The sequence below is a fragment of the Delftia tsuruhatensis NBRC 16741 genome, from assembly GCF_001571325.1.
In the GTDB taxonomy this organism is placed as follows: domain Bacteria; phylum Pseudomonadota; class Gammaproteobacteria; order Burkholderiales; family Burkholderiaceae_C; genus Comamonas; species Comamonas tsuruhatensis.
Genome location: NZ_BCTO01000022.1, coordinates 196,671 through 215,927, shown reverse-complemented (window position 1 = coordinate 215,927; position 19,257 = coordinate 196,671). Strand labels below are relative to the sequence as shown.

19 protein-coding genes are annotated in these 19,257 nt (G+C 67.7%); 4 read left to right on the top strand and 15 right to left on the bottom strand.

Translation table 11 applies throughout. The features are described from left to right. The first annotated feature begins 36 nt into the window (after window positions 1-36). Complete coding sequence (locus tag DTS01S_RS11435) at window positions 37-684, top strand: LysE family translocator (RefSeq protein WP_016453272.1); 648 nt, start codon at window positions 37-39, stop codon at window positions 682-684. Between the two features lie 35 nt (window positions 685-719). On the opposite strand, the gene DTS01S_RS11430 is transcribed toward DTS01S_RS11435, so the two are convergent. From DTS01S_RS11430 to rpiB, 7 genes are all read right to left on the bottom strand, one after another. Continuing rightward, window positions 720-1,676: a sugar-binding transcriptional regulator gene (locus tag DTS01S_RS11430; protein WP_012206377.1), complete on the bottom strand. Its 957-nt coding sequence runs from the start codon at window positions 1,674-1,676 to the stop codon at window positions 720-722. A gap of 45 nt (window positions 1,677-1,721) precedes the next feature. Next, complete coding sequence (locus DTS01S_RS11425; protein WP_012206378.1) at window positions 1,722-2,843, bottom strand: erythritol/L-threitol dehydrogenase; 1,122 nt, start codon at window positions 2,841-2,843, stop codon at window positions 1,722-1,724. A 48-nt stretch (window positions 2,844-2,891) separates the two neighbouring features. After that, a complete protein-coding gene (locus tag DTS01S_RS11420) occupies window positions 2,892-3,872 on the bottom strand; it encodes an ABC transporter permease (RefSeq protein WP_016448253.1) in 981 nt (326 codons plus the stop codon). Between the two features lie 48 nt (window positions 3,873-3,920). Next, on the bottom strand, window positions 3,921-4,685 hold the full coding sequence (locus tag DTS01S_RS11415; RefSeq protein ID WP_017406190.1) for a GolD/DthD family dehydrogenase: 765 nt from the start codon (window positions 4,683-4,685) through the stop codon (window positions 3,921-3,923). After that, the gene (locus DTS01S_RS11410) at window positions 4,682-5,737 is read right to left on the bottom strand and encodes a substrate-binding domain-containing protein (protein WP_016453276.1); all 1,056 of its coding nucleotides are present in this window, start codon (window positions 5,735-5,737) and stop codon (window positions 4,682-4,684) included. The genes DTS01S_RS11415 and DTS01S_RS11410 overlap by 4 nt, the downstream gene beginning before the upstream one ends. 63 nt (window positions 5,738-5,800) lie before the next feature. Next, window positions 5,801-7,303 (bottom strand): sugar ABC transporter ATP-binding protein, encoded by a 1,503-nt coding sequence (locus DTS01S_RS11405; RefSeq protein WP_061287736.1) that lies wholly within the window; start codon window positions 7,301-7,303, stop codon window positions 5,801-5,803. Window positions 7,304-7,305: 2 nt separating this feature from the next. Beyond that, the gene (gene rpiB, locus DTS01S_RS11400) at window positions 7,306-7,779 is read right to left on the bottom strand and encodes a ribose 5-phosphate isomerase B (protein ID WP_012206383.1); all 474 of its coding nucleotides are present in this window, start codon (window positions 7,777-7,779) and stop codon (window positions 7,306-7,308) included. Between the two features lie 294 nt (window positions 7,780-8,073). Between rpiB and dhaL the strand changes: the two genes are divergently transcribed. Then, on the top strand, window positions 8,074-9,882 hold the full coding sequence (gene dhaL / locus DTS01S_RS11395; protein WP_061287735.1) for a dihydroxyacetone kinase subunit DhaL: 1,809 nt from the start codon (window positions 8,074-8,076) through the stop codon (window positions 9,880-9,882). A 3-nt stretch (window positions 9,883-9,885) separates the two neighbouring features. Here the strand turns inward: dhaL and DTS01S_RS11390 are convergent, their stop codons facing one another. The 7 genes from DTS01S_RS11390 to DTS01S_RS11360 all read right to left on the bottom strand — a co-directional run bounded on the left by DTS01S_RS11390 (window position 9,886) and on the right by DTS01S_RS11360 (window position 16,469). Next, the gene (locus tag DTS01S_RS11390; protein WP_016453280.1) at window positions 9,886-10,392 is read right to left on the bottom strand and encodes a disulfide bond formation protein B; all 507 of its coding nucleotides are present in this window, start codon (window positions 10,390-10,392) and stop codon (window positions 9,886-9,888) included. A gap of 98 nt (window positions 10,393-10,490) precedes the next feature. Continuing rightward, window positions 10,491-11,618 carry a sulfate/molybdate ABC transporter ATP-binding protein gene (locus DTS01S_RS11385; protein WP_016448258.1) on the bottom strand — a complete coding sequence of 376 codons (1,128 nt, stop codon included), beginning with the start codon at window positions 11,616-11,618 and terminating at the stop codon, window positions 10,491-10,493. 36 nt (window positions 11,619-11,654) lie between these two features. Beyond that, window positions 11,655-12,653 (bottom strand): sulfate ABC transporter permease subunit CysW, encoded by a 999-nt coding sequence (gene cysW, locus DTS01S_RS11380; RefSeq protein ID WP_061287734.1) that lies wholly within the window; start codon window positions 12,651-12,653, stop codon window positions 11,655-11,657. A gap of 1 nt (window position 12,654) precedes the next feature. Continuing rightward, window positions 12,655-13,560, bottom strand: a complete 906-nt coding sequence (cysT, locus tag DTS01S_RS11375) for a sulfate ABC transporter permease subunit CysT (protein ID WP_026062881.1) — start codon at window positions 13,558-13,560, stop codon at window positions 12,655-12,657. A 74-nt stretch (window positions 13,561-13,634) separates the two neighbouring features. After that, window positions 13,635-14,636, bottom strand: coding sequence for a sulfate ABC transporter substrate-binding protein (locus DTS01S_RS11370; protein ID WP_026062880.1), 1,002 nt, complete (start codon window positions 14,634-14,636; stop codon window positions 13,635-13,637). A gap of 157 nt (window positions 14,637-14,793) precedes the next feature. Continuing rightward, complete coding sequence (locus DTS01S_RS11365; RefSeq protein WP_017407343.1) at window positions 14,794-15,429, bottom strand: RBBP9/YdeN family alpha/beta hydrolase; 636 nt, start codon at window positions 15,427-15,429, stop codon at window positions 14,794-14,796. A 110-nt stretch (window positions 15,430-15,539) separates the two neighbouring features. Beyond that, window positions 15,540-16,469, bottom strand: a complete 930-nt coding sequence (locus DTS01S_RS11360) for a LysR family transcriptional regulator (protein WP_017407342.1) — start codon at window positions 16,467-16,469, stop codon at window positions 15,540-15,542. Between the two features lie 175 nt (window positions 16,470-16,644). Between DTS01S_RS11360 and DTS01S_RS11355 the strand changes: the two genes are divergently transcribed. Continuing rightward, window positions 16,645-17,283 (top strand): FMN-dependent NADH-azoreductase, encoded by a 639-nt coding sequence (locus DTS01S_RS11355; RefSeq protein ID WP_012206392.1) that lies wholly within the window; start codon window positions 16,645-16,647, stop codon window positions 17,281-17,283. Between the two features lie 87 nt (window positions 17,284-17,370). Here DTS01S_RS11355 and DTS01S_RS11350 read toward each other — a convergent pair whose 3' ends face one another. Then, window positions 17,371-18,486: an NHL repeat-containing protein gene (locus DTS01S_RS11350; RefSeq protein WP_026062879.1), complete on the bottom strand. Its 1,116-nt coding sequence runs from the start codon at window positions 18,484-18,486 to the stop codon at window positions 17,371-17,373. 341 nt (window positions 18,487-18,827) lie between these two features. Between DTS01S_RS11350 and DTS01S_RS11345 the strand changes: the two genes are divergently transcribed. Next, entirely contained in the window at window positions 18,828-19,232 is a 405-nt protein-coding gene (locus DTS01S_RS11345) for a hypothetical protein (protein WP_017407339.1), read from the top strand. Window positions 19,233-19,257 lie beyond the last annotated feature (25 nt).

Sequence of the window (19,257 nt, the reverse complement as noted above, 5' to 3'; positions counted from 1 at the left end):
GGCAGGCTGTTGCCAACCGCATGAGCCTTCGCCGACATGACCCTCGCCACCCTGCTCGTCTTCTCCCTGGTCGCGCTGATCGCGATCATCACCCCCGGCCCCACCGTGCTGCTGGCGCTGGCCAATGGCTCGCGCCACGGCGTGCGCCGCGCCCTGCCGGGCATGCTGGGCGCCGTGCTGTCGGACTTCGTGCTGGTCGGCGCTGTCGCGCTGGGCCTGGGCGCGCTGCTGGCGGCCTCGGAGTTCTGGTTCTCGGTGGTCAAGTGGGCGGGAGCGGCGTACCTGGCCTGGCTGGGCCTGCGCATGCTGCGCAGCCAGGGCGGATCGCTGTCGGCACCCCAGGGTGACGGCAAGGCAGAGGCCGGCGCCGACGGCTACAGCGCCCGCACCGTGCTGCTCAAGTCGTTCCTGGTCGCCGTGACCAATCCCAAGGGCTACCTGTTCTGCTCGGCCCTGCTGCCCCAGTTCATCGACCCGGCGGCCGCCCAGGCGCCGCAGTACATCGCCATTGCGCTGGTGTTCGCGCTCATCGATTTCCTGGTGATGCTGGCCTATGCCTTCGCCGGATCGCGCGCCGCGCGGCTGCTGCGCGGGCGGGCCGTGATGTGGCTGGACCGCCTGTGCGGCGGCATGCTGCTGGCGCTGGCAGGCTCGCTGGCCTTCTACCGCCGCGCGTCGAACTAGGCGCGCCGCCCAAGAGCCGCGCCTCCCCCGCTGCGTCAGCGCGTCGTCCCCATGACATCGTCCAGCTGCAGCACGGCCGCCGCGTTGGCCGTGGTGGTGGCAAGGGTGTCGATGGCGCCGGTGCGCAGGGCGCCCAGGATGGCCGTGACCTTGCTGGATTCGGCCGCCACGGCGATGACGTTGGGTATGCGCAGCAGGTCCTCGCGGCTCAGGCCGATGACGCGGTCCTGCATGGGGGTTGCGGCCGGCTGGCCGTGGATGTCGATGAAGTCGTAGCCCATCATGTCGCCCACCGTGCCCGCGCGGCGGGCGTCCGAGATCTCCTGCGCGGAAAACCAGCCCATGCGGGCCATGTTGCTGTCCACGCTGACATCGCCCACGCCGATGAGGGCGATGTCGGCACGGCGCGCCTTGTCCAGGGTGTGCCTGACGGTGTCGTTGTCCAGCAGTGCCTTGCGCAGTTGCGGATCGCCCACCAGGGCCGGCGCATAGAGCGATTCGGACTTGCCGCCAAAGCGCGCGGCCAGGCGGCGCGCGATGTGGTCGGCGTTCATCGCCTCCCCGCCACGGTAGGAGCCGCCGATGGCACTGACGAAGTGGCACTCCCGCCGTGTGGCGGACAGGGCGTGCTCGGAGACCGAGGACACGTTGCGCCCCATGCCCACGGCCACGATGGAGCCATCGACCAGGATGCGCTCCAGCTCGCTGGCCACCAGGCCTGCCAGCAGTTCGCGCTGCCGGTCGGCATCCTTGTGGTCCACCGCGATCAGTGCGCGCTTGATGTGAAAGCGCTCGGTCAGCTGCCGCTCCAGGTCGGCGGACACCAGCGAATGCGGCCGCACGCGGATCTCGACGATGCCCTCTTCCTGCGCGCGGCGCAGCAGCCGCCCGACGGTGGCGCGCGAGATGCCGAACTCCTTGGACAGTTGGTCCTGCGTGCATCCATCGACGTAGTACAGGGTCGCCAGTCGCGTCAGGTCGCTTTCAGTCAAGGGTGCCTCCAAGGGTGCCGGGAAAGGCGCGCAGTGTAGCGCCGCTCACCGGGCCTCGCCAGCGTGGGGCAGCAGCAGGACCTTGACCGAGTCCATGGAATCGGCCACCCGGATGGCGCTCTCCCACTCCGACAGCGCATAGCGGTGGGTGACGATGCCCTCGGAGGTGACCAGCCCGCGCGCCAGCAGGTCGATGGCGATGGGGTAGCAATGGGCGCTGAGGTGGGCGCCGCGCAGGTCCAGCTCCTTTTCCTCGCCGATGATGGACCAGTCCACCGTGGTCTCGCGCCCGAAGACGCTGAACTCCACGAAGCGGCCGAGCTTGCGCACCAGGTCCAGCCCTTGCGTCACGCCCGAGGGCGCGCCCGTGGTCTCTATGTACACATCGCAGCCATAGCCGTCGGTCAGCGCGTGCACGATGGCGCGGGCATCCTCGCGCGCGGGGTTGATGGTCACGTCGGCGCCGCAGCGGCGCGCCAGCGCCAGGCGCTGGTCCGACAGGTCCATGACCACCAGCCGGCGCGGCGTCTTCAGGCGCGCCACCTGGGCCATGAGCAGGCCCAGGGTGCCCGCGCCGGCGATGACCACCACATCGTCGAGCTGGATGTCGCCGCGGTTGACGGCATGGATGGCGCAGGACAGCGGCTCGGTGATGGCCGCATCCTCGAAGGCCACGCTCTCGGGAATCCGGTGCACCACGGCGCGGGCGGACAGGCGCATGTACTCGGCCATGCCGCCATCGGCCACCTGGCCCTGGAAGCCGTAGACATCGTGCACCTCGCACATCCAGCGAAAGCCGGTCCTGCAATAGCGGCAGGCATGGCAGGGCACGATCTGCTCGGCGATCACCCGGTCACCCAGCTGCACGCCGTGGTGCTCCTGGGCACCCTCGCCCACCTGCACCACATGGCCCCAGAACTCGTGGCCCGCGATCACCGGCGGGCGCACATAGGCGGGGCGGCCTTTTTCCGGATCTCCCCAGAAGCGCGGCGCGCCAGCCCAGCATTTGCAGTCGCCCGCGCAAATGCCGCAGGAAGCCACGCGGATGACCAGCTCGCGCGGCCCGGCCTGCGGACGCGCGACGCGTTCGAGCCGGTAATCCCTGGGGCCGTGGCATACCACGGCCAGCATGTTCGTATCGGCGGCGTCAGGCAGGGTGTTTTGCATGGAACTCTCCCGGGTTGCAGATGGTGGACAGGACGTGGGCGCAGCGCTTCATGCCCTGCGGCGCGAACTGTCGAGCAGCACGGCGCCGACGATGATCACGCCCTTGATCAGCTGCTGGTAGTACGAGGACACGCCCAGCAGGTTCAGCCCGTTGTTGATCACGCCGATGAGCAGCGCACCGACGACCGTGCCGCCCAGGCTGCCCGTGCCGCCCGACAGGCTGGTGCCGCCGATCACCACGGCCGCGATGGCGTCCAGCTCGTAGGACACGCCGGCCTGCGGCAGCGCCGCCGTGGTGCGCGACGCCAGCAAAATGCCGGCCAGCCCCGCGAGCAGGCCGCTGACCACATAGACCAGCAGCACGATGGCGCGGGTGTTGATGCCGCTGGTCTTGGCGCTGCGCAGGTTGCCGCCCACGGCGTAGATGTAGCGGCCATACACGGTGTAGCGCAGCACGAAGGCGAACACTGCGACGGCAACGGCAAAGATCACGATGGGCATGGGCACGGGGCCCAGCTGGCCGGCGCCGATGGCAAGAAAGCCGTCGGGCAGCTCGGACACCGGCATGCCGTCGTTGTAGATGTAGGTCAGGCCGCGCGCCGCACTGAGCATGCCCAGCGTGGCCACGAAGGGCGGCACCGCGAACCAGGCCACCAGCAGTCCGTTGACGCCGCCCAGCAGCATGCCCACGCCCAGCCCGGCGCCCACGCTCACCGCCAGCCCCTGGCCATCTGCCGCCAGCCAGGCGCCGACCATGCCGGCCAGCGCCAGGATGGCGCCCACCGACAGGTCGATGCCCGCCGTCAGCACCACGCACGTCATGCCGATGGCCAGGATGCCGTTGATGGAGGTCTGGCGCAGGATGTCGGCCCAGTTGCCCCAGGTCATGAAATGGGGGTTGGCCAGCGCCAGCGCCGCGCACAGTGCAACCAGCGCGATGACCACGCCGTAGCGCTCGCGCAGGCTGCGCAGGTCCAGCGCGCGCCGCCCCAAGAGCGGCGGCGAAGATGCGGCTTGAAGATTCGTCATGGAGGACTCCCGCGTTGATGGAAGAAAGGCGTGGGGCCGGCAGGCCGCTCACTGGATGGAGTAGCCCCCGTCGATGACGATGTTCTCGCCCGTCAGCATGCCGGCGTGCGTACCGGCCAGGAACACGGCCAGCCGCGCCACCTCCTCGGGCTGCGCAAAGCGGCCCGTGGGGATGAGTGCCCGCATGGCCTCCCCCACCTGCCCGGCCCAGGCCTGGCGGCCCAGCGGCGTGTCCACCACGGTCGGCGAGATGGCGTTGACGGTGATGCCGTCGGACGCCCACTCCAGCGCCAGCACGCGCGTCAGCCCCACCAGGCCCGCCTTGCTGGCGCAATAGGCGGCATGGCGCCGGAGCGCGACCACGCTGGCCTGCGAGGCCAGGTTGATGATGCGGCCGTGGCGCTGGCGGCGCATGGCCGGGGCCACTGCCTGGGCCAGCAGCAGCGGCGCCGTGAGGTTGACGGCCAGCGTGCGCTCCCAGGCCGCCTCGCTGATTTCGCCGGCCGGCTCCAGCAGCGCCACGCCGGCGCTGTTGACCAGGATGTCGATGCGGCCCGTGGCCTCCAGCACCGTGGCCACCGCCTGCTCCACGCCCTCGGGCCGGGTCACATCCGCCGCCAGCGCCAGGTGGCGCCGGGGCTCCGCCAGGCTGGCAGCGGCCACGTCCAGTGCCTGCCGCTCCAGGTCCACCAGGACGACACGCGCACCGCCTTGGGCGAGCTGCCGGGCAATCGCCAGGCCGATGCCGCCCGCGCCGCCGGTGACCAGGGCCGTGCGGCCGTCGAAGTCCCGCTCCAGGCCGGCGGCGCTCATTTGCGCACCTTCTGCAAGAAGGCGTCGGCATTGGCGGGCACGATGGCGGTCCAGGGCACCTCGTAGGATTTGGCCGTGCCATCGCCCCAGGGCATGGCCTGGGCATACTCGCTCCATACCACCGAGCGCGGCCGGTAGGACGGGCCGACAAGCTGGCGCAGCAGCACATCCAGCGCGCCCTGCGCCTGGGCCTGGGCATCCTGGAAATTGGTGGTCATCTCCCCGCGCTTGACGGCCGTGATGGCGGCGGCCACGCCGTCCACGCCCACCACCGGGATGGTCTTGATGTCGATGCCCTTGGTCTTGATGGCCTGCACCGCGCCCAGGGCCTCGTCGTCGTTCTGGGCGATCACGCCCTGGATCTGGCCCGGGAATGCGGTCAGCCAGTTCTCCATCAGTCCCATGGATTCGGCACGCGACCAGTTGGCGGTCTTGCGCGCCAGCACCTTCACGTCCTTGTGGCGGGCCAGCACCTCGTCATTGCCGCGCGCCCGCTCGATCTGTGCCGACTGGCCTATGGGCCCCTCGATGACCACGATATTGCCCTTGCCGCCGATGGCCTTCATCAATGCCTCGGCCTGCATGCGGCCGGCCACCACATCGTCATTGCCCACGTAGGAGGTCAGCACATCGCCCTGCACGCGCGTGTTGGAGCCCACCACGGGAATGCCGGCCTTCACCGCCTTGTGCACGGGCGCCGCGCCCGCCTTGAGGTCGATGGGCACGAAGAGGATGCCGTCGTACTTCTGCGTGATCATGGTGTCGAACTGGTTGCTCTGCGTCAGCGCGTCGTAGTTGCCGTCGAACACGGTGATCTGCACCGTGCCGTCCTTCACGGCCGGATGCGCCTTCAGCTCCTTGGTCCACATCTGCATGAACTCGCCCTTGAGCCCATAGACGGCCGCGCCTATGCGGTAGGGCTTGGCCGGTGCGGGCACTGGTGCTGGTGCCGACAGCGGGGCCGGAGCCTGGGCCCGGACCTGCGCTGCGGCCAGGAACAGCCCACCGGCAAGCGCGGCGGCAAGCACGGTGGTGAAGCGGAAAAACGGCATGGTCATGTCTCCTGTGTGTTGTGAAAGGCAAGGGGAAAAACGCAGCACGGGCATCGCCCGGGCTCAGGACGCGAGGTGCATCAGCGCCTCCTGCGTGATGCCGTGGCCGGCCACCACGCGGTCAAGCCGGCCTTTGCGGAAGATGGCGATGCGGTCGCTCAGCTCCAGCAGTTCCGGCGCCTCGGAGGACACCACCACCACGGCATGGCCCTGCTCGGCCAGCGAGGCCAGGAAGGCGTACACCTCGCGCTTGGCGCCTTCGTCGATGCCGCGCGTGGGCTCGTCGCACAGCAGGCAGACGGGGTTGGTGGCCATGCAGCGGGCCAGCACCACCTTCTGCTGGTTGCCGCCGCTCAGGCCGGAGACCGGCATTGCCGGGCTGGCCAGCTTCACGCGCAGGCGCTGCAGCAGGCCGCCCACCAGCACGCGCTCTGCCGCGCCATCCACCACCCCGGCGCGCTGCAGGCCCGGCAGTGCGGGCAAGCTGGTGTTGAAGCGCACCGAGGAGCTCATCACCAGCCCCGTGGCCTTGCGGTCCTCGGTCACCAGGGCCAGGCCCGCCTTGATCGACGCCGCCGGATTGCCGCGCGGCAGGGGCCGTCCGCCCAGGCTCGCCCGCCCCTGGTCGGCGCGCGTGAGGCCGTACAGGCAGTTGAGGAATTCGCTGCGGCCCGATCCCATCAGTCCGTAGATGCCCAGCACCTCGCCGGGGGCGACGTCCAGGCTGATGTCCTCGAACTCGCCCCGGCGCGTGAGCCCCTGCACCGACAGCAGCGGCTCGCCCGGCGCCGCAGCCCTGCGCTCGCTGGCGGCAGCGCGGACCTCCCGGCCCACGATGAGCTTCACCAACTGCCGCCGGTCGATATCGGCCAGCGCGCCGGTCTGCACGAAGCCGCCATCGCGGAACACCGTGTAGCTGTCGGCAATGGTGAAGATCTCCGTCAGGCGGTGCGACACGTAGAGGATGCCGGCGCCCTGCGCTGTCACGCGGCGTATCGCGTCGAAGAGGATGGCGGTCTCGCTTTCGCCGATGGCCGAGGTGGGCTCGTCCATGATGATCAGCTCGCTTTGCCGGCTCAGGGCCTTGGCAATCTCCACCAGCTGGGTCTGCGCCAGGCTCAGGCGGCCCATCTGCGCACGCGGATCGATATCGAAGCCCAGCTGCCTGAGCAGCGCATCCGCCTGCTCCAGCAGCGCGGCATGGCGGACCACCACGCCGGCGCGCCGGGGCTCGCGGCCCAGGAAGATGTTCTCGGCCACGCTCATGCCCGGGATGGGCGACAGCTCCTGCGTGATGATGGACAGGCGGTGCGCCAGCGCCTCATGCGGCGTGGCGAAATCCACCGGCCGGCCCTTGAGCAGTATCTCGCCGGCATCGCGTCGCAACAGGCCCATCACGATGTTCAGGAAGGTGGATTTGCCTGCGCCATTGCCCCCGCACAGCGCGTGCACGCTGCCGGCCTGCAGCTCAAGGCAGCCGTTGCGCAGCGCAGGCACGCCGCCGAAGCTCTTGGCCACGCCGCGCGCCTGCAGCAGTGCGGTGCCGGTGCTGGTGCCGGTGTCCATGGTCACGCGCCCTGCCCGCGCCCGGCCGCGGCGGCCTGCGAGCGTTCGAAGCCGGTGATGGCATCCACCTTCAGGGCCGAGCTGCCGCCATCGAAGCGCGATGCGAGGAAGCGGTCCACGATGGCCTTGGCCAGCTCCACCCCGATCACGCGCGAGCCCAGCGTGATGATCTGCGCGTCGTTGCTGCGGCTGGCGCGCTCGGCCGAATAGGTGTCATGGGCCTGCGCGGCGCGGATGCCTGCCACCTTGTTGGCCGCAATGGCCATGCCTATGCCCGTGCCGCACAGGAGAACGCCGCGCTCATGGCGGCCCTGGACGATGGCCTGCGCCACCGCGATGCCGATGTCGGGGTAGAGCACCGGCTCGCCGTCGTGCGTGCCGAAGTCGGCCACTTCGTGGCCCTGGGCCAGCAGATGCTGCTTCACGGCGTTCTTGAGGTCGCAGGCGGCTTCGTCGCAGCCGATGGCCAGCTTCATGGCATCCCCTTCATTACAAAAGACCAACACATGATCATTTGATCAATGTTTTACGAGAGTCTTCTCAATCGAAGAGAAGTTGTCAAACAACGATAGCTATGTGATCCGGCAAGATGAATACGTAACCCGTTGAATTTTCTACAAAATTCATCAAACCCTATCGTTTTCCCTTGGCTATTGAATAGCCAAAAGGCATTGACATGCCAATTTCAACAAATCAAAAATGACCACTCAATGATCATATGAACAGTCTTCGGCACACCCGCCGGGACTGCACCTGGAGGAGACAACGGCATGACGACCAACCGCGTGATCAACGACCCCGACCGGGTGGTGGAGGACATGCTCCAGGGATGGATCGCCGCCCATGGCGACACCCTGCGCATCGACGAAGGCAATGCCCGCGTCGTGCGCCTGCATGGCGCGCCACGCAGGGGCAAGGTGGGCATCGTGACGGGCGGCGGGTCGGGGCACGAGCCGGCCTTTCTGGGCTATGTGGGCGCAGGCCTGTGCGACGCCGCCGCCGTGGGCGAGGTCTTCTCGTCCCCCACGGCCAGAAGCTTCTACGACGCCATGCGCGCGGCCGATGGCGGCGCCGGCGTGGCCTGCCTGTATGGCAACTACGCAGGCGACAACATGAATGTGGCCATGGCCGTGCAGATGGCCGCGGCCGAAGGCATGGCGGTCAGGACCGTGGTGGCCAACGACGACGTGCCTTCTGCCGCGCGGGGCGACGAGGCCAGCCGCCGCGGCGTGGCCGGCGAGATCCTGATGTGGAAGGTGGCGGGCGCCCGGGCGGCCATGGGCGCCAGCCTCGACGAAGTCATCGCCATCGCCCGGCACGCCATGGCCCGCACGCGCAGCATCGGCATCGGTCTGTCGGCATGCACCATTCCCGCCGTGGGCAAGGCCAATTTCCATATCGAGCGCGGCAGCATGGAGGTGGGCATAGGCCACCATGGCGAGCCCGGCATGTCCGTGCACCCCACGACCACGGCGGCTGGGATGGCCGAGCGCATGCTGGGCGCCCTGCTGCCCGACCTGCCCTTCGCCCCGGGCGACCGCGTGGCCGTGCTGCTGTCCGGCCTGGGCGCCACGCCGCTGATGGAGCAGTACATCCTCTATGGCGAGGTCGCCCGGCGCCTGCAAGAACGCGGCATGCAGGTGGCCTTCCGGCTGGTGGGCAATCTCTTCACCTCGCTGGAGATGATGGGCATCACGCTCACGCTGATGCAGCTGGACGATGCGCTGGAAGCCTGCCTCAAGGCGCCCTGCCAGTCAGTCGCCCTGACCCTGGCCGGCGGGCCGCCGCCCCAGGCGCTGGAGGCCATTCCAACGCTGCCCGCTGTTCCGGCACGGACGCCGGCACAGGCGCAGGAACAGGCGCAGGAACAGGCACAAACCGCCCGCCCCCCAGCCGCAAGGCGCACCAGCCAAAGGCCGGCCATCGCGCTCGATGGCGCGGGCAGCATCGTGCGCGAGCTGATCACGGCCATCGTCGGCCACCGGGAGTTCCTGAGCGAGATCGACGGCCTGATCGGCGATGGCGACCACGGCATCAACATGGCCAAGGGCTTTTCCGGCTGCGGCGCACGGCTCGATGCCATGGACGCCAGCCAGGCGGCGCAGCTGCCTGCGGCGCTGCAGCAGCTGTCCCAGGCCTTGATGGACGATATCGGCGGCTCCATGGGCCCGCTGTACGGCAGCTTCTTCCAGGGCTTTGCCGATGTTCTTGGGCCGGAGCAGGAGATGGATGCCGCCCTGTTCGGCCAGGCGCTGGCGCGGGCCGTCGCCGATGTGCAGGGGATGGGCAAGGCCCGGGTGGGCGACAAGACCCTCATCGACACGCTGGCCCCGGCCCTGCAGGCCTACCGGCAATCGCTGCAGGCCGGCGCCGGTTTCCGCGAGGCGCTGCAGGCCATGGAGGCCGCAGCCGAAGCGGGCAAGGAATCCACGCGCCACCTGCAGGCCCGCATCGGGCGCTCGGCCCGGCTGGGGCCGCGCTCCATCGGCGTGCTGGACGCGGGCGCCACGTCCTGCTGGCTGATTCTGAGCACCCTGGCGCAGTCGCTGCAGCGGCGACTGGCGCAAGCCTCAGCCTAGGGCTCAGCGCCTGCGGGCAGCGCCGCGCACCAGCAGCACCAAGACGGCCACGCTCATGATGGCGAAGCAGATGAAGGACCAGTTGGCGATGGAGCCGCCCAGGAAGCTCCAGTCCACGGCAACGCAGTCACCCGAACCACGGAAGATCATGGGCACGGCACGGCTGATGGAGTAGTTCTCGATCATTCCGTAGAAGTCGCGCCCGCAGGTGGCGAACTCGGGCGGATACCACTGCAGCCAGCTCTGGCGCGCGGCGACGAAGGCGCCAAAGCCTGCGGCGACCAGCGCCGCGATGCCCCAACCCATCAGCCAGCCGCGCCCGCCGCGTGCGCTGCCCAGGCCCGCGAAGATGGCCACGCCGATCAGCGCGTAGCGCTGCACGATGCACATCGGGCAGGGCTCCAGCCCGACCACATGCTGCAGATACATGCCGAAGGCCAGCATGGCCACGCAGGCCAGGCTGATGAGCGCCAGGATGCGGCGCGGAGCGTTGTCAAACCATTGAAGCATTCTTGTCTTTCGTCACCCGGTTGAATGAAATCAGGGCTGCGGCGCCGGCCCGGCGCTGCAGCCCTGTTCAGCGGGTGCAGGAAACCGTTGCCGCGCCGTCAGATGCCAGCCGCCTCGTCCAGGAACACCTTGGCGCGGCGCGGTGTCACCACCAGGGTTTCCCCCTCGCGCAGCGCCATGTCCCTGAACTGCTGCGCAGGAATCTGCGCCTCGATCAGGCCACCCTCTTCGGCATTGTCCGTGCTTTCGGTGCTCTCCGATGGAATAAGTTCCAGGCGCGCAATGGGCCCCACGACGATGGCGCGGGCCAGCTGCACGACGATGCCCGTGGGCCGTCCCTGGACGTCCAGGTTCTGGCCGGGCGAGTAGCGCTCCACCTCCAGATCGTGCGGGCGCACATAGGCGAAGGCCTTGCTGTCGCTGGCGCCCTTGGCGTCGTGGCTGTCCAGCTGGGTGCCGTCGTCCAGGTAGACGCGGCCATCGCTGGCGCGGCCCTTGAACAGGTTGACGTCGCCCAGGAAGCCGTAGACGAAGGGCGTGGCCGGGTTGTCCCAGACCTGCTGGGGCGTGCCTTCCTGCTCGATGCGGCCCTGGTTGATGACGACCACGCGGTCGGCCACTTCCAGTGCCTCTTCCTGGTCGTGGGTCACGAAGATGGAGGTCACATGCAGCTCGTCATGCAGGTGGCGCAACCAGCGGCGCAACTCCTTGCGCACCTTGGCATCCAAGGCGCCGAAGGGCTCGTCGAGCAGCAGCACCTTGGGCTCCACCGCCAGGGCGCGGGCCAGCGCGATGCGCTGGCGCTGGCCACCCGACAGCTGGGACGGAAAGCGGTCCGCGATCCAGTCCAGCTGCACCAGCTTGAGCAGGCTCATCACCTTGTCGCGGATCTGGGCTTCGCTGGGGCGCTGGCTGCGGGGCTTCACGCGCAGGCCGAAGGCCACGTTCTCGAACACCGTCATGTGGCGGAACAGCGCGTAGTGCTGGAACACGAATCCCACGTTGCGCTCGCGCACATGGACGTCGGTCGTGTCCTCGCCGCTGAAGTGGATGCTGCCCACGTCGGGCGTCTCCAGCCCCGCGATGATGCGCAGCAGCGTGGTCTTGCCGCAGCCCGAGGGACCGAGCAGCGCGATGAGTTCGCCGGACTGGATGTCCAGGCTCACATCGCGCAGGGCCTGGAAATCGCCGAACTGCTTGCTGACGTTGCGTATTTCAATGCTCATGGTCTTGCTCTTGCTCTTTTCTGGTCGGGGCGGGCCTCAGGACACCTGCGGCACACGGGATGCCTGGGAAGCCGGCGTGGGGCGCTCGGGAGGCAGCTCGGCTGCGGCCTTGGCCTGGTGCTCGGCACGCCACTCGGCCACCGACTTGATGACCAGGGTCACCAGGGCCAGCAGAGCCAGCAGCGATGCGGCAGCGAAGGCGGCAACGGACTGGTACTCGTTGTAGAGGATCTCCACATGCAGCGGAATGGTGTTGGTCTGGCCACGGATGTGGCCCGAGACCACGGACACCGCGCCGAACTCGCCCATGGCGCGCGCATTGCACAAAATCACGCCGTACAGCAGGCCCCACTTGATGTTGGGCACGGTGACCTTCCAGAAGGTCTGCCAGCCCGTGGCGCCCAGCACGATGGCGGCCTGCTCCTCGTCGCTGCCCTGCGCCTGCATCAGCGGGATCAGCTCGCGCGCGATGAAGGGGAAGGTCACGAAGATGGTGGCCAGCACGATGCCGGGCACGGCGAAGATGATCTTGATGTCATGCTCGGCCAGCCAGGGGCCGAACCAGCCGTGGGCACCGAACACCAGCACGTACATCAGGCCCGCCACCACGGGCGAGATCGAGAACGGCAGGTCGATCAGGGTGATCAGAAAGGCCTTGCCCCGGAACTCGAACTTGGCGATGCACCAGGCCGCCGCCACGCCGAACACCAGGTTCACCGGCACGGCGATCAGCGCCGTGATCAGCGTCAGCTTGATGGCCGACCAGGCATCGGGCTCCTGCAGGCCGGCGACATAGGCATCCCAGCCCTTGCGCAGCGCCTCGGTGAATACGGCCGCCAGCGGCAGCACCAGGAACAGGCCGATGAAGGTCAGCGCAATGCCCGTGAGAATCCAGCGCACGGCGCGCGGCTCGGTGGTGGAGAGCTTTTCACGCCGGCCCTTCGGGGGCGCCGTGAGCCTGTACAGCACCAGCACGGCGACCAGCACCGCGCCAATGATCTTGAGAAGCAATGCTTCCTGTGGAGACAACGCCATCTCAAGCCCCTCCCGAATGCTTGCGCTGCCATGCCTGCAGCGCGTTGATGACCAGCAGCATCACGAAGGAGAACAGCAGCATCACCACGGCCACGGCCGTGGCGCCTGCGTAGTCGTATTGCTCCAGCTTGCCGATGATGATCAGCGGTGTGATCTCGGAAATCATGGGCATGTTGCCCGCGATGAAGATGACCGAGCCGTACTCGCCGATGGCGCGCGCGAAGGCCATGGCAAAGCCCGTGAGCAGCGCGGGCGTGATGGCCGGCAGGATCACCTTGTAGAAGATCTGCCAGCGCGAGGCGCCCAGGCTGGTGGCGGCCTCCTCCAGCTCCTTCTCCGAATCCTCCAGCACAGGCTGCACCGTGCGCACCACGAACGGCAGGCCGATGAAGATCAGCGCAATCACCACGCCGTTCGGATTGAAGGCCAGCTGGATGCCGTAGGGCTCCAGGTACTGGCCCACCCAGCCATTGCCGGCCAGCAAGGCGGTCAGCGAAATGCCGGCCACGGCCGTGGGCAGGGCAAAGGGCAGATCGACGAGCGCATCGACGATCTTCTTGCCCGGGAACTTGTAGCGCACCAGCACCCAGGCGATCAGCAGGCCGAACACCAGGTTCACGCAGGCCGCCGCGAACGAGGCGCCAAACGTCAGCCGGTACGAGGCCAGCACGCGCGGCGAGGCCACGGCCTCCCAGAACTGGGGCCAGGTGAGCGAGAAGGTCTTGAACAGCAGTGCCGACAGCGGGATCAGCACGATCAGGCTCAGATAAAAAAGCGTATAGCCCAAGGTCAGCCCGAAGCCGGGCAAAACGCGCTTGGCGCCGCGCCCCTTGCGCGCCGCACCGGTCGGTGCGGGCACAGGAGCGTCGGCGCCAGGCCTTGGGCTGGTCGGAACGGCAGACACCATGTTGGATTCCAAATCAGCCAGTGTGGGGAGGGGGCCTCAGGCGGACTGCGCCGCCTTCATGCCTGCTTGCGTGCTTACTTGCCGGGGACGTAGATCTTGTCGAACTGTCCGCCGTCGTTGAAGTGCACCTTCTGGGCTTCGGACAGCGAGCCGAAGTACTTCGCCACGGTGAACTGCTTGATGGGCTTGAACACGTCGGCGTGCTTCTTGAGCACGGCCTCGGAGCGGGGGCGCAGCGCGTGCTGTGCGGCGATTTCCTGGGCCTCGTCGGAGTACAGCCAGGCCAGGTAGTCGTGCGCCAGCTGGCCCGTGCCCTTCTTGGCCACGGTGCGCTCGACCACGGCCACGGGGTTCTCGGCCACGATGGACACCGAGGGATGGACGGCATCGACCTTGCCCTTGCCGAATTCGCGCTCCACGGAAACCACTTCGGACTCGAACGTGATCAGCACGTCGCCGATGTTGCGTTGCAGGAAGATGCTGGTCGCATCGCGCCCGCCCTTGCCCAGCACGGGCACGTTCTTGTAGAGCTGCTGCACGAACTCGGCCGCCTGCGCGTCGGTGCCGCCCTTCTCGCGCACCGAGCCCCAGGCCGCCAGGTAGGCGTAGCGGCCATTGCCGCCGGTCTTGGGATTGACCACCACGACCTTCACGTCGGGACGGGTCAGATCGCTCCAGTCCTTGATGTTCTTGGGGTTGCCGTTGCGCACCAGGAAAAGCATGGTCGAGGTGGTGGGCGATGCGTCATTGGGGAATTTCTTGGCCCAGTCCTTGGCGACCACGCCGCTGTCGGCCAGGAACTGCACGTCGGTCGTGGTGTTGAAGGTCACCACATCGGCAGCCAGGCCGTCGTTGACGGCGCGCGCCTGGGCGCTGGAGCCGCCGTGCGACTGGTCCACCTTGATGTCCACGCCCTTGGTCTTCTTGTAGTGGGCGACGAAGGCGGCGTTGTAGTCCTTGTAGAACTCGCGCGCCACGTCGTAGGAGACGTTGAGCAGCTGGTTCTGCGCCGATACGGTTCCTGCGGCGGCCAGCGCCAGGGTGGCCAACAAAGTCTTGAGCTTCAAAGAATGCATGGTTCGCTGCCTTTTATTAGTGGACATCTCTGCGGTGGATTCACAGACAGTCACATTGTGCGAACGCTGGCTTAAAACTCAAAAGAATATATTTTTGTTTGTTAATGGCCTGCTTCCATATAAGAAGCCTGGCCCACCGTCTTCGCCAGCCGCCACCTCACAGCCCGGCGGCCCAGGGGGCGCCCGCGCCTGCCGGCACCGCTGCCCGTGCAGCGGCAACGCGCGGCGCACGCACGGCAGGCCGGGGTTGCGCGGGCTGCCAGCTGTCACCCTGCATCAACGACTGCAGCAGCGCCAGGCCCAGGGGCCAGTCGCCAAAGCCTGATTCGACATTGATGTGCCCCGCGTTCTGCAGCCGCACGAACTCGCTTCCCCAGGCCCGCGCATAGGCGCCGGCCCGGCGGATCGGACAGTAGGGATCGTTGCTGCTGGCCACCAGCACGCTGCGGTAGGGCAGCGGCGCATAGGGCACGGGCGCAAAGTCGGCCAGCTGGGCACGGCGCTCGGGATCGGCCGGCGCCACCAGCAGCGCACCCTGCACGCGGGCGCTGGCCTCGGGCCCCATGTGCGCGGCCGTGATGCAGCCCAGGCTGTGGGCGGCCAGCACCACGGGCTCGGGCCGGGACAGCACCAGTTGCTCCAGCGCGGCCACCCAGGGATCGCGGTGCGGCACGAGCCAGTCGTCCTGCTCCACCCGCTCGGCATGCGGCAGCTGCTGTGCCCACAGGCTTTGCCAGTGGTCAGGGCCGGAGTTGCGCCAGCCGGGCACGATGATGATGCGGTGGGGATTCATGGGTTCTCCTGGACTGTCCATTGCTGGACATGGGCCCCGATTGTGGAGAACGCCGCCGACGATCCCAACGAACGATTTGTTGTTTTCTTATGGCATGGCGGGGTGCAGCCTCAGCGCACCACCGGCTCGCGCGTGGCGTGGCTGTTGCGCCCCGGCACGGTCTCTCCCAGGAAGTCCAGGAAATGCCGCACGGCCGGCGCCAGGCCGCGCCGCGAGGGGAAGACCGCATGCACGATGCCCTGCGGCGGCTCCCAGCCCGGCAGCAGATGGACCAGCCGGCCTTCGGCCAGTTCCTCATGGCACATGTAGTCGGGCAGCCAGCACATGCCGCTGCCGGCCAGCGCCGCGAATTTCAGCGTCAGCAGGTCATCCACCACATAGCGCGGCTGCAGCTGCAGGCGTTGCTCGCGGCCTTCGGGGCCGACCAGCAGCAGGCTGGACTGGCCATCCACCGCCGACATGGACATGCTGTCCAGGTGCTGCAGGTCGGCCAGTGCACGCGGCGTGCCCTGGCGCTCCAGCAGCTCCGGGCTGGCCACGAGGATCTGGCGCGCCACATCCAGCCGCTTGACGACCATGGAGCCGCTGTCCTCCAGGCTGGGGCGCACGCGCAGCGCCACGTCGATGCCCTCCTCCACCAGGTTCACGGGCCGGTTGGTCACCTGCATTTCCACATGCACCAGCGGGCAACGCTGCAGGAACTGGGGCATGAGCTCGCCCAGCACGGTCTGGGCCAGGGTGACGGGACAGCTCACGCGGATGGTGCCGCGCGGCTCGGTCTGCACCTCGGCCACGGTGTCGGCGGCGGCCAGGGCCGCATCGCGCATGGCCTGGCAATGGCGCAGATAGGCCTCGCCCACCTGGGTCAGCGAGAGCTTGCGCGTGGTGCGCTGCAGCAGGCGCACGCCCAGCCGGGCCTCCAGCTCCGCCACGCGCCGCGACAGCCGCGACTTGGGTATGCCCAGCGCCCGCCCGGCAGAGGCGAAGCCGCCGCGCTCCACGACCTCGGCGAAGTACAGCATGTCGTTGAGATCCATCATGTCGCTCGTCCCTCCCTGTGCTCATTGGCTGCAAATTCAGGACAATCTATCGCAATTTCTGCGGCTTATCAAAGACTCTGTCCAAATTCACAATTGATCCCATCGTCGGCCCTACAAGCTTTCCCGAATGGCCGATCCCAACCGCGATCCCAACCGACATCCCAGGAGCTTTTCCATGCAAGTGCTGCACATCGACTCTTCCATCACCGGCGCCGCTTCGGTGTCCCGCCAGCTGACCGCCCAGACCGTGGCCGCCCTGGTGGCCGCCAATCCCGGCGCCAAGGTCGAGTACCTGGATCTGGCCGTGAACGCCCCCGACCACCTGAACGCAGTGTCCATGGGCTTTCGCACCGGCCAGGCCGCCACGACGGAAGCCGAGCGCGCACAGAACGCCATCTCCGAAGCCCTGGTGAGCCAGTTCCTGGCGGCCGATGTGGTCGTGGTCGGCGCTCCGTTCTACAACTTCACCATCTCCAGCCAGCTCAAGGCCTGGATCGACCGCATCGCCCAGGGCGGCCGCACCTTCCGCTACACCGCAGCCGGCCCCGAAGGCCTGGCCAAGGGCAAGAAGGTCATCGTGGCCTCCACGCGCGGCGGCGTGTACTCCACCAGTGAAATGGGCCAGGCCCTGGAGCACCAGGAAAGCTACCTGAAGACGGTGTTCGGCTTCCTGGGCATCACCGATGTGAGCATCGTGCGCGCAGAAGGCGTGGCCATGGGCGATGAGTCCAAGGCCAAGGCTCTGGAATCGGCCCGCAGCGACATCGTGCGCGCAGCGGCTGCCGCCAATCAGGAAGCGGCCATCGCCGCCTGAGCTCGGTCTTGCGCATGAAAAAGCGCAGGCACCCTGACCGGGGCGCCTGCGCTTTTTGCTGGCCGCCGAGCCTGGCAGCCGTCGCAATCAGCGCACCAGCGGACTGGTGCGAACGACGGCGTACGCGCCGGCGATCAACAAGCGGTCCTGGCGGTCGAAAGCAATGGCTTTGACGTGCAGCAGCTTGCCAGGCAGCGGCCCCAGCTCGTATGCCAGGGGTGCGCTGTCCACACGTCCTGCCACGATGCTGAGCTGCCCGCTATCCGAAAGTTTTTGGACCAGGGTGCTGCGGTTGCTGGTCACAACGTAGATGCCATTCCTGCTGTCCAGGGCCATGGAAGTCACGTTGTCATCCAGCCTAGCCAGCGTTTGGCCTGTCGTGTAGTTGAGGATTTCTCCACCACGGGCCACCAGCAGTTGCCCATTGCTGGCGACGGCGAGCGCGTTGAAACCTTCGCCTGGCAACGTGGTGACCTCACCATCGGCCGTGACCTGGCGCAGCCTGTTCCCATCCAGCACGAACAGCCGGCCATCGGGCGTACGTCGCATGGCATGGGGGCCGGAAAAAATCGCTGCAGCGCCAACGCCATCCTTAGGGCCACTTGAATTGGGCCCACCACCGGCCAGCGCCCGCACTGCGCCCGATGCCTGCTGCACCCAGACGCCCATGCCATTGCGGGGCATGCCTCCACTGAAGACAGCGCACTCTGCACAGGTCAGGCCATCCGCAACAAAGACCTCGCCACTGCCACCTGCTGCAATAGCGCGCGGATACAGATAGTTGCGGGGCTCGCCCCAGTCGCGGTCACCCCCTGTGGAGAAGGTGGACACCACACCTTCCCCCGCAATCCGGCGAATGCGAGAACGCTCGGGTGTGGGGCAAGGCGGCTGCGGTGACACAGGCGGATAAACATCTTCCGACACATAAATGTCGCCAAGCGGCGAAAGGGCGAGATCGGTGATTCTCGAAAACCGCGCCTGCGCGCCCACGCCGTTGACCTGACCACAGTGGTCCTGAGCCAGTGCGTCGGGCTTGCTTGCAAGCGAACCCGCCAGCAGCGACATCTGCACAGGCGCCGGCTGCGGCTCGACAACTGAGCCATTGCCATCGCCTCCCCCACCGCCGCACGCCGCCAATACGGTCACCAATGCCACGCTCAGCGCGGCGCCCCTGCACAGATTTTTCCAGCCCTTTTTTTGCATCTTGTCTCGCCCTTATGGATGAATGCCGTCATGAACGTCACGCCAGCAGTCTAGTGGGCGTTACCAAACAAAACAGGTATCCGCTTTTTCCGCTTCTTTGAAAAATCCAATGCCTGCCTGGCCTTGCACGACACACGAAGCTGTTAGGCTGAACCATCACCGCCATATTCGCGGCTTTGTCCGACACGAACCGTCTGTATTTCAGAAAGTCGGCGGACCTGCCGATATCCAGGCAGCCTCATTGCATTCACTGCCTTCCATCCATGCCAGCCACAAGTCCCCGCCCCCATGTCCGGCCCCGCGGCCCTGTCCATGCCCGCCCTCCGTCCGATGAAAACCTGGTGATCACGGTGATCGCCGTGTCCCTGCTGGCCATCACCGTGGTGGGCATTGGCGTCTACCAGTTCCTGCAGTACCAGCGCGAGCAGGATCAGGAGCAGCTCAATTCCCGCGTGTACCGCAGCTATGTGCGCAACACCGACGAGGCACCTGCGCCCGAGGAGCCCGATCAGCCTGCCGCAGCGCCCACCCCCGCCAAGCCCAGCCAGCAGCAGCTGAATCAGGAAATGACGCGCAAGCTGCTGGCCCATCCCGGCGTGACGCCCGGTGCCGGCTTTTCGGCGCCCGGTGTCAAGTCGACCGGCGTGGTGATCATCGACGCCATCGACCAGGCCCAGGCGCGCGAGAAGGCGTCGTCCGCCGCGCGCCCTGCTGCGGCGATTGCCAACCCGTCTCCCGCTTCCTGACGCGTCCTGACCTCTGCGCTCACAG

Coding starts and splice junctions, on each gene's coding strand:
- rpiB (WP_012206383.1), bottom strand. CDS start 7,779: ATGAAGCTGGCCATCGGCTGCGACGAAGCCGCCTGCGACCTCAAGAAC.
- DTS01S_RS11355 (WP_012206392.1), top strand. CDS start 16,645: ATGCAAGTGCTGCACATCGACTCTTCCATCACCGGCGCCGCTTCGGTG.
- DTS01S_RS11425 (WP_012206378.1), bottom strand. CDS start 2,843: ATGCAAAACACCCTGCCTGACGCCGCCGATACGAACATGCTGGCCGTG.
- DTS01S_RS11370 (WP_026062880.1), bottom strand. CDS start 14,636: ATGCATTCTTTGAAGCTCAAGACTTTGTTGGCCACCCTGGCGCTGGCC.
- DTS01S_RS11410 (WP_016453276.1), bottom strand. CDS start 5,737: ATGCCGTTTTTCCGCTTCACCACCGTGCTTGCCGCCGCGCTTGCCGGT.
- cysW (WP_061287734.1), bottom strand. CDS start 12,653: ATGGCGTTGTCTCCACAGGAAGCATTGCTTCTCAAGATCATTGGCGCG.
- DTS01S_RS11360 (WP_017407342.1), bottom strand. CDS start 16,469: ATGATGGATCTCAACGACATGCTGTACTTCGCCGAGGTCGTGGAGCGC.
- DTS01S_RS11365 (WP_017407343.1), bottom strand. CDS start 15,429: ATGAATCCCCACCGCATCATCATCGTGCCCGGCTGGCGCAACTCCGGC.
- DTS01S_RS11385 (WP_016448258.1), bottom strand. CDS start 11,618: ATGAGCATTGAAATACGCAACGTCAGCAAGCAGTTCGGCGATTTCCAG.
- DTS01S_RS11390 (WP_016453280.1), bottom strand. CDS start 10,392: ATGCTTCAATGGTTTGACAACGCTCCGCGCCGCATCCTGGCGCTCATC.
- DTS01S_RS11435 (WP_016453272.1), top strand. CDS start 37: ATGACCCTCGCCACCCTGCTCGTCTTCTCCCTGGTCGCGCTGATCGCG.
- DTS01S_RS11405 (WP_061287736.1), bottom strand. CDS start 7,303: ATGGACACCGGCACCAGCACCGGCACCGCACTGCTGCAGGCGCGCGGC.
- DTS01S_RS11350 (WP_026062879.1), bottom strand. CDS start 18,486: ATGCAAAAAAAGGGCTGGAAAAATCTGTGCAGGGGCGCCGCGCTGAGC.
- DTS01S_RS11415 (WP_017406190.1), bottom strand. CDS start 4,685: ATGAGCGCCGCCGGCCTGGAGCGGGACTTCGACGGCCGCACGGCCCTG.
- dhaL (WP_061287735.1), top strand. CDS start 8,074: ATGACGACCAACCGCGTGATCAACGACCCCGACCGGGTGGTGGAGGAC.
- cysT (WP_026062881.1), bottom strand. CDS start 13,560: ATGGTGTCTGCCGTTCCGACCAGCCCAAGGCCTGGCGCCGACGCTCCT.
- DTS01S_RS11420 (WP_016448253.1), bottom strand. CDS start 3,872: ATGACGAATCTTCAAGCCGCATCTTCGCCGCCGCTCTTGGGGCGGCGC.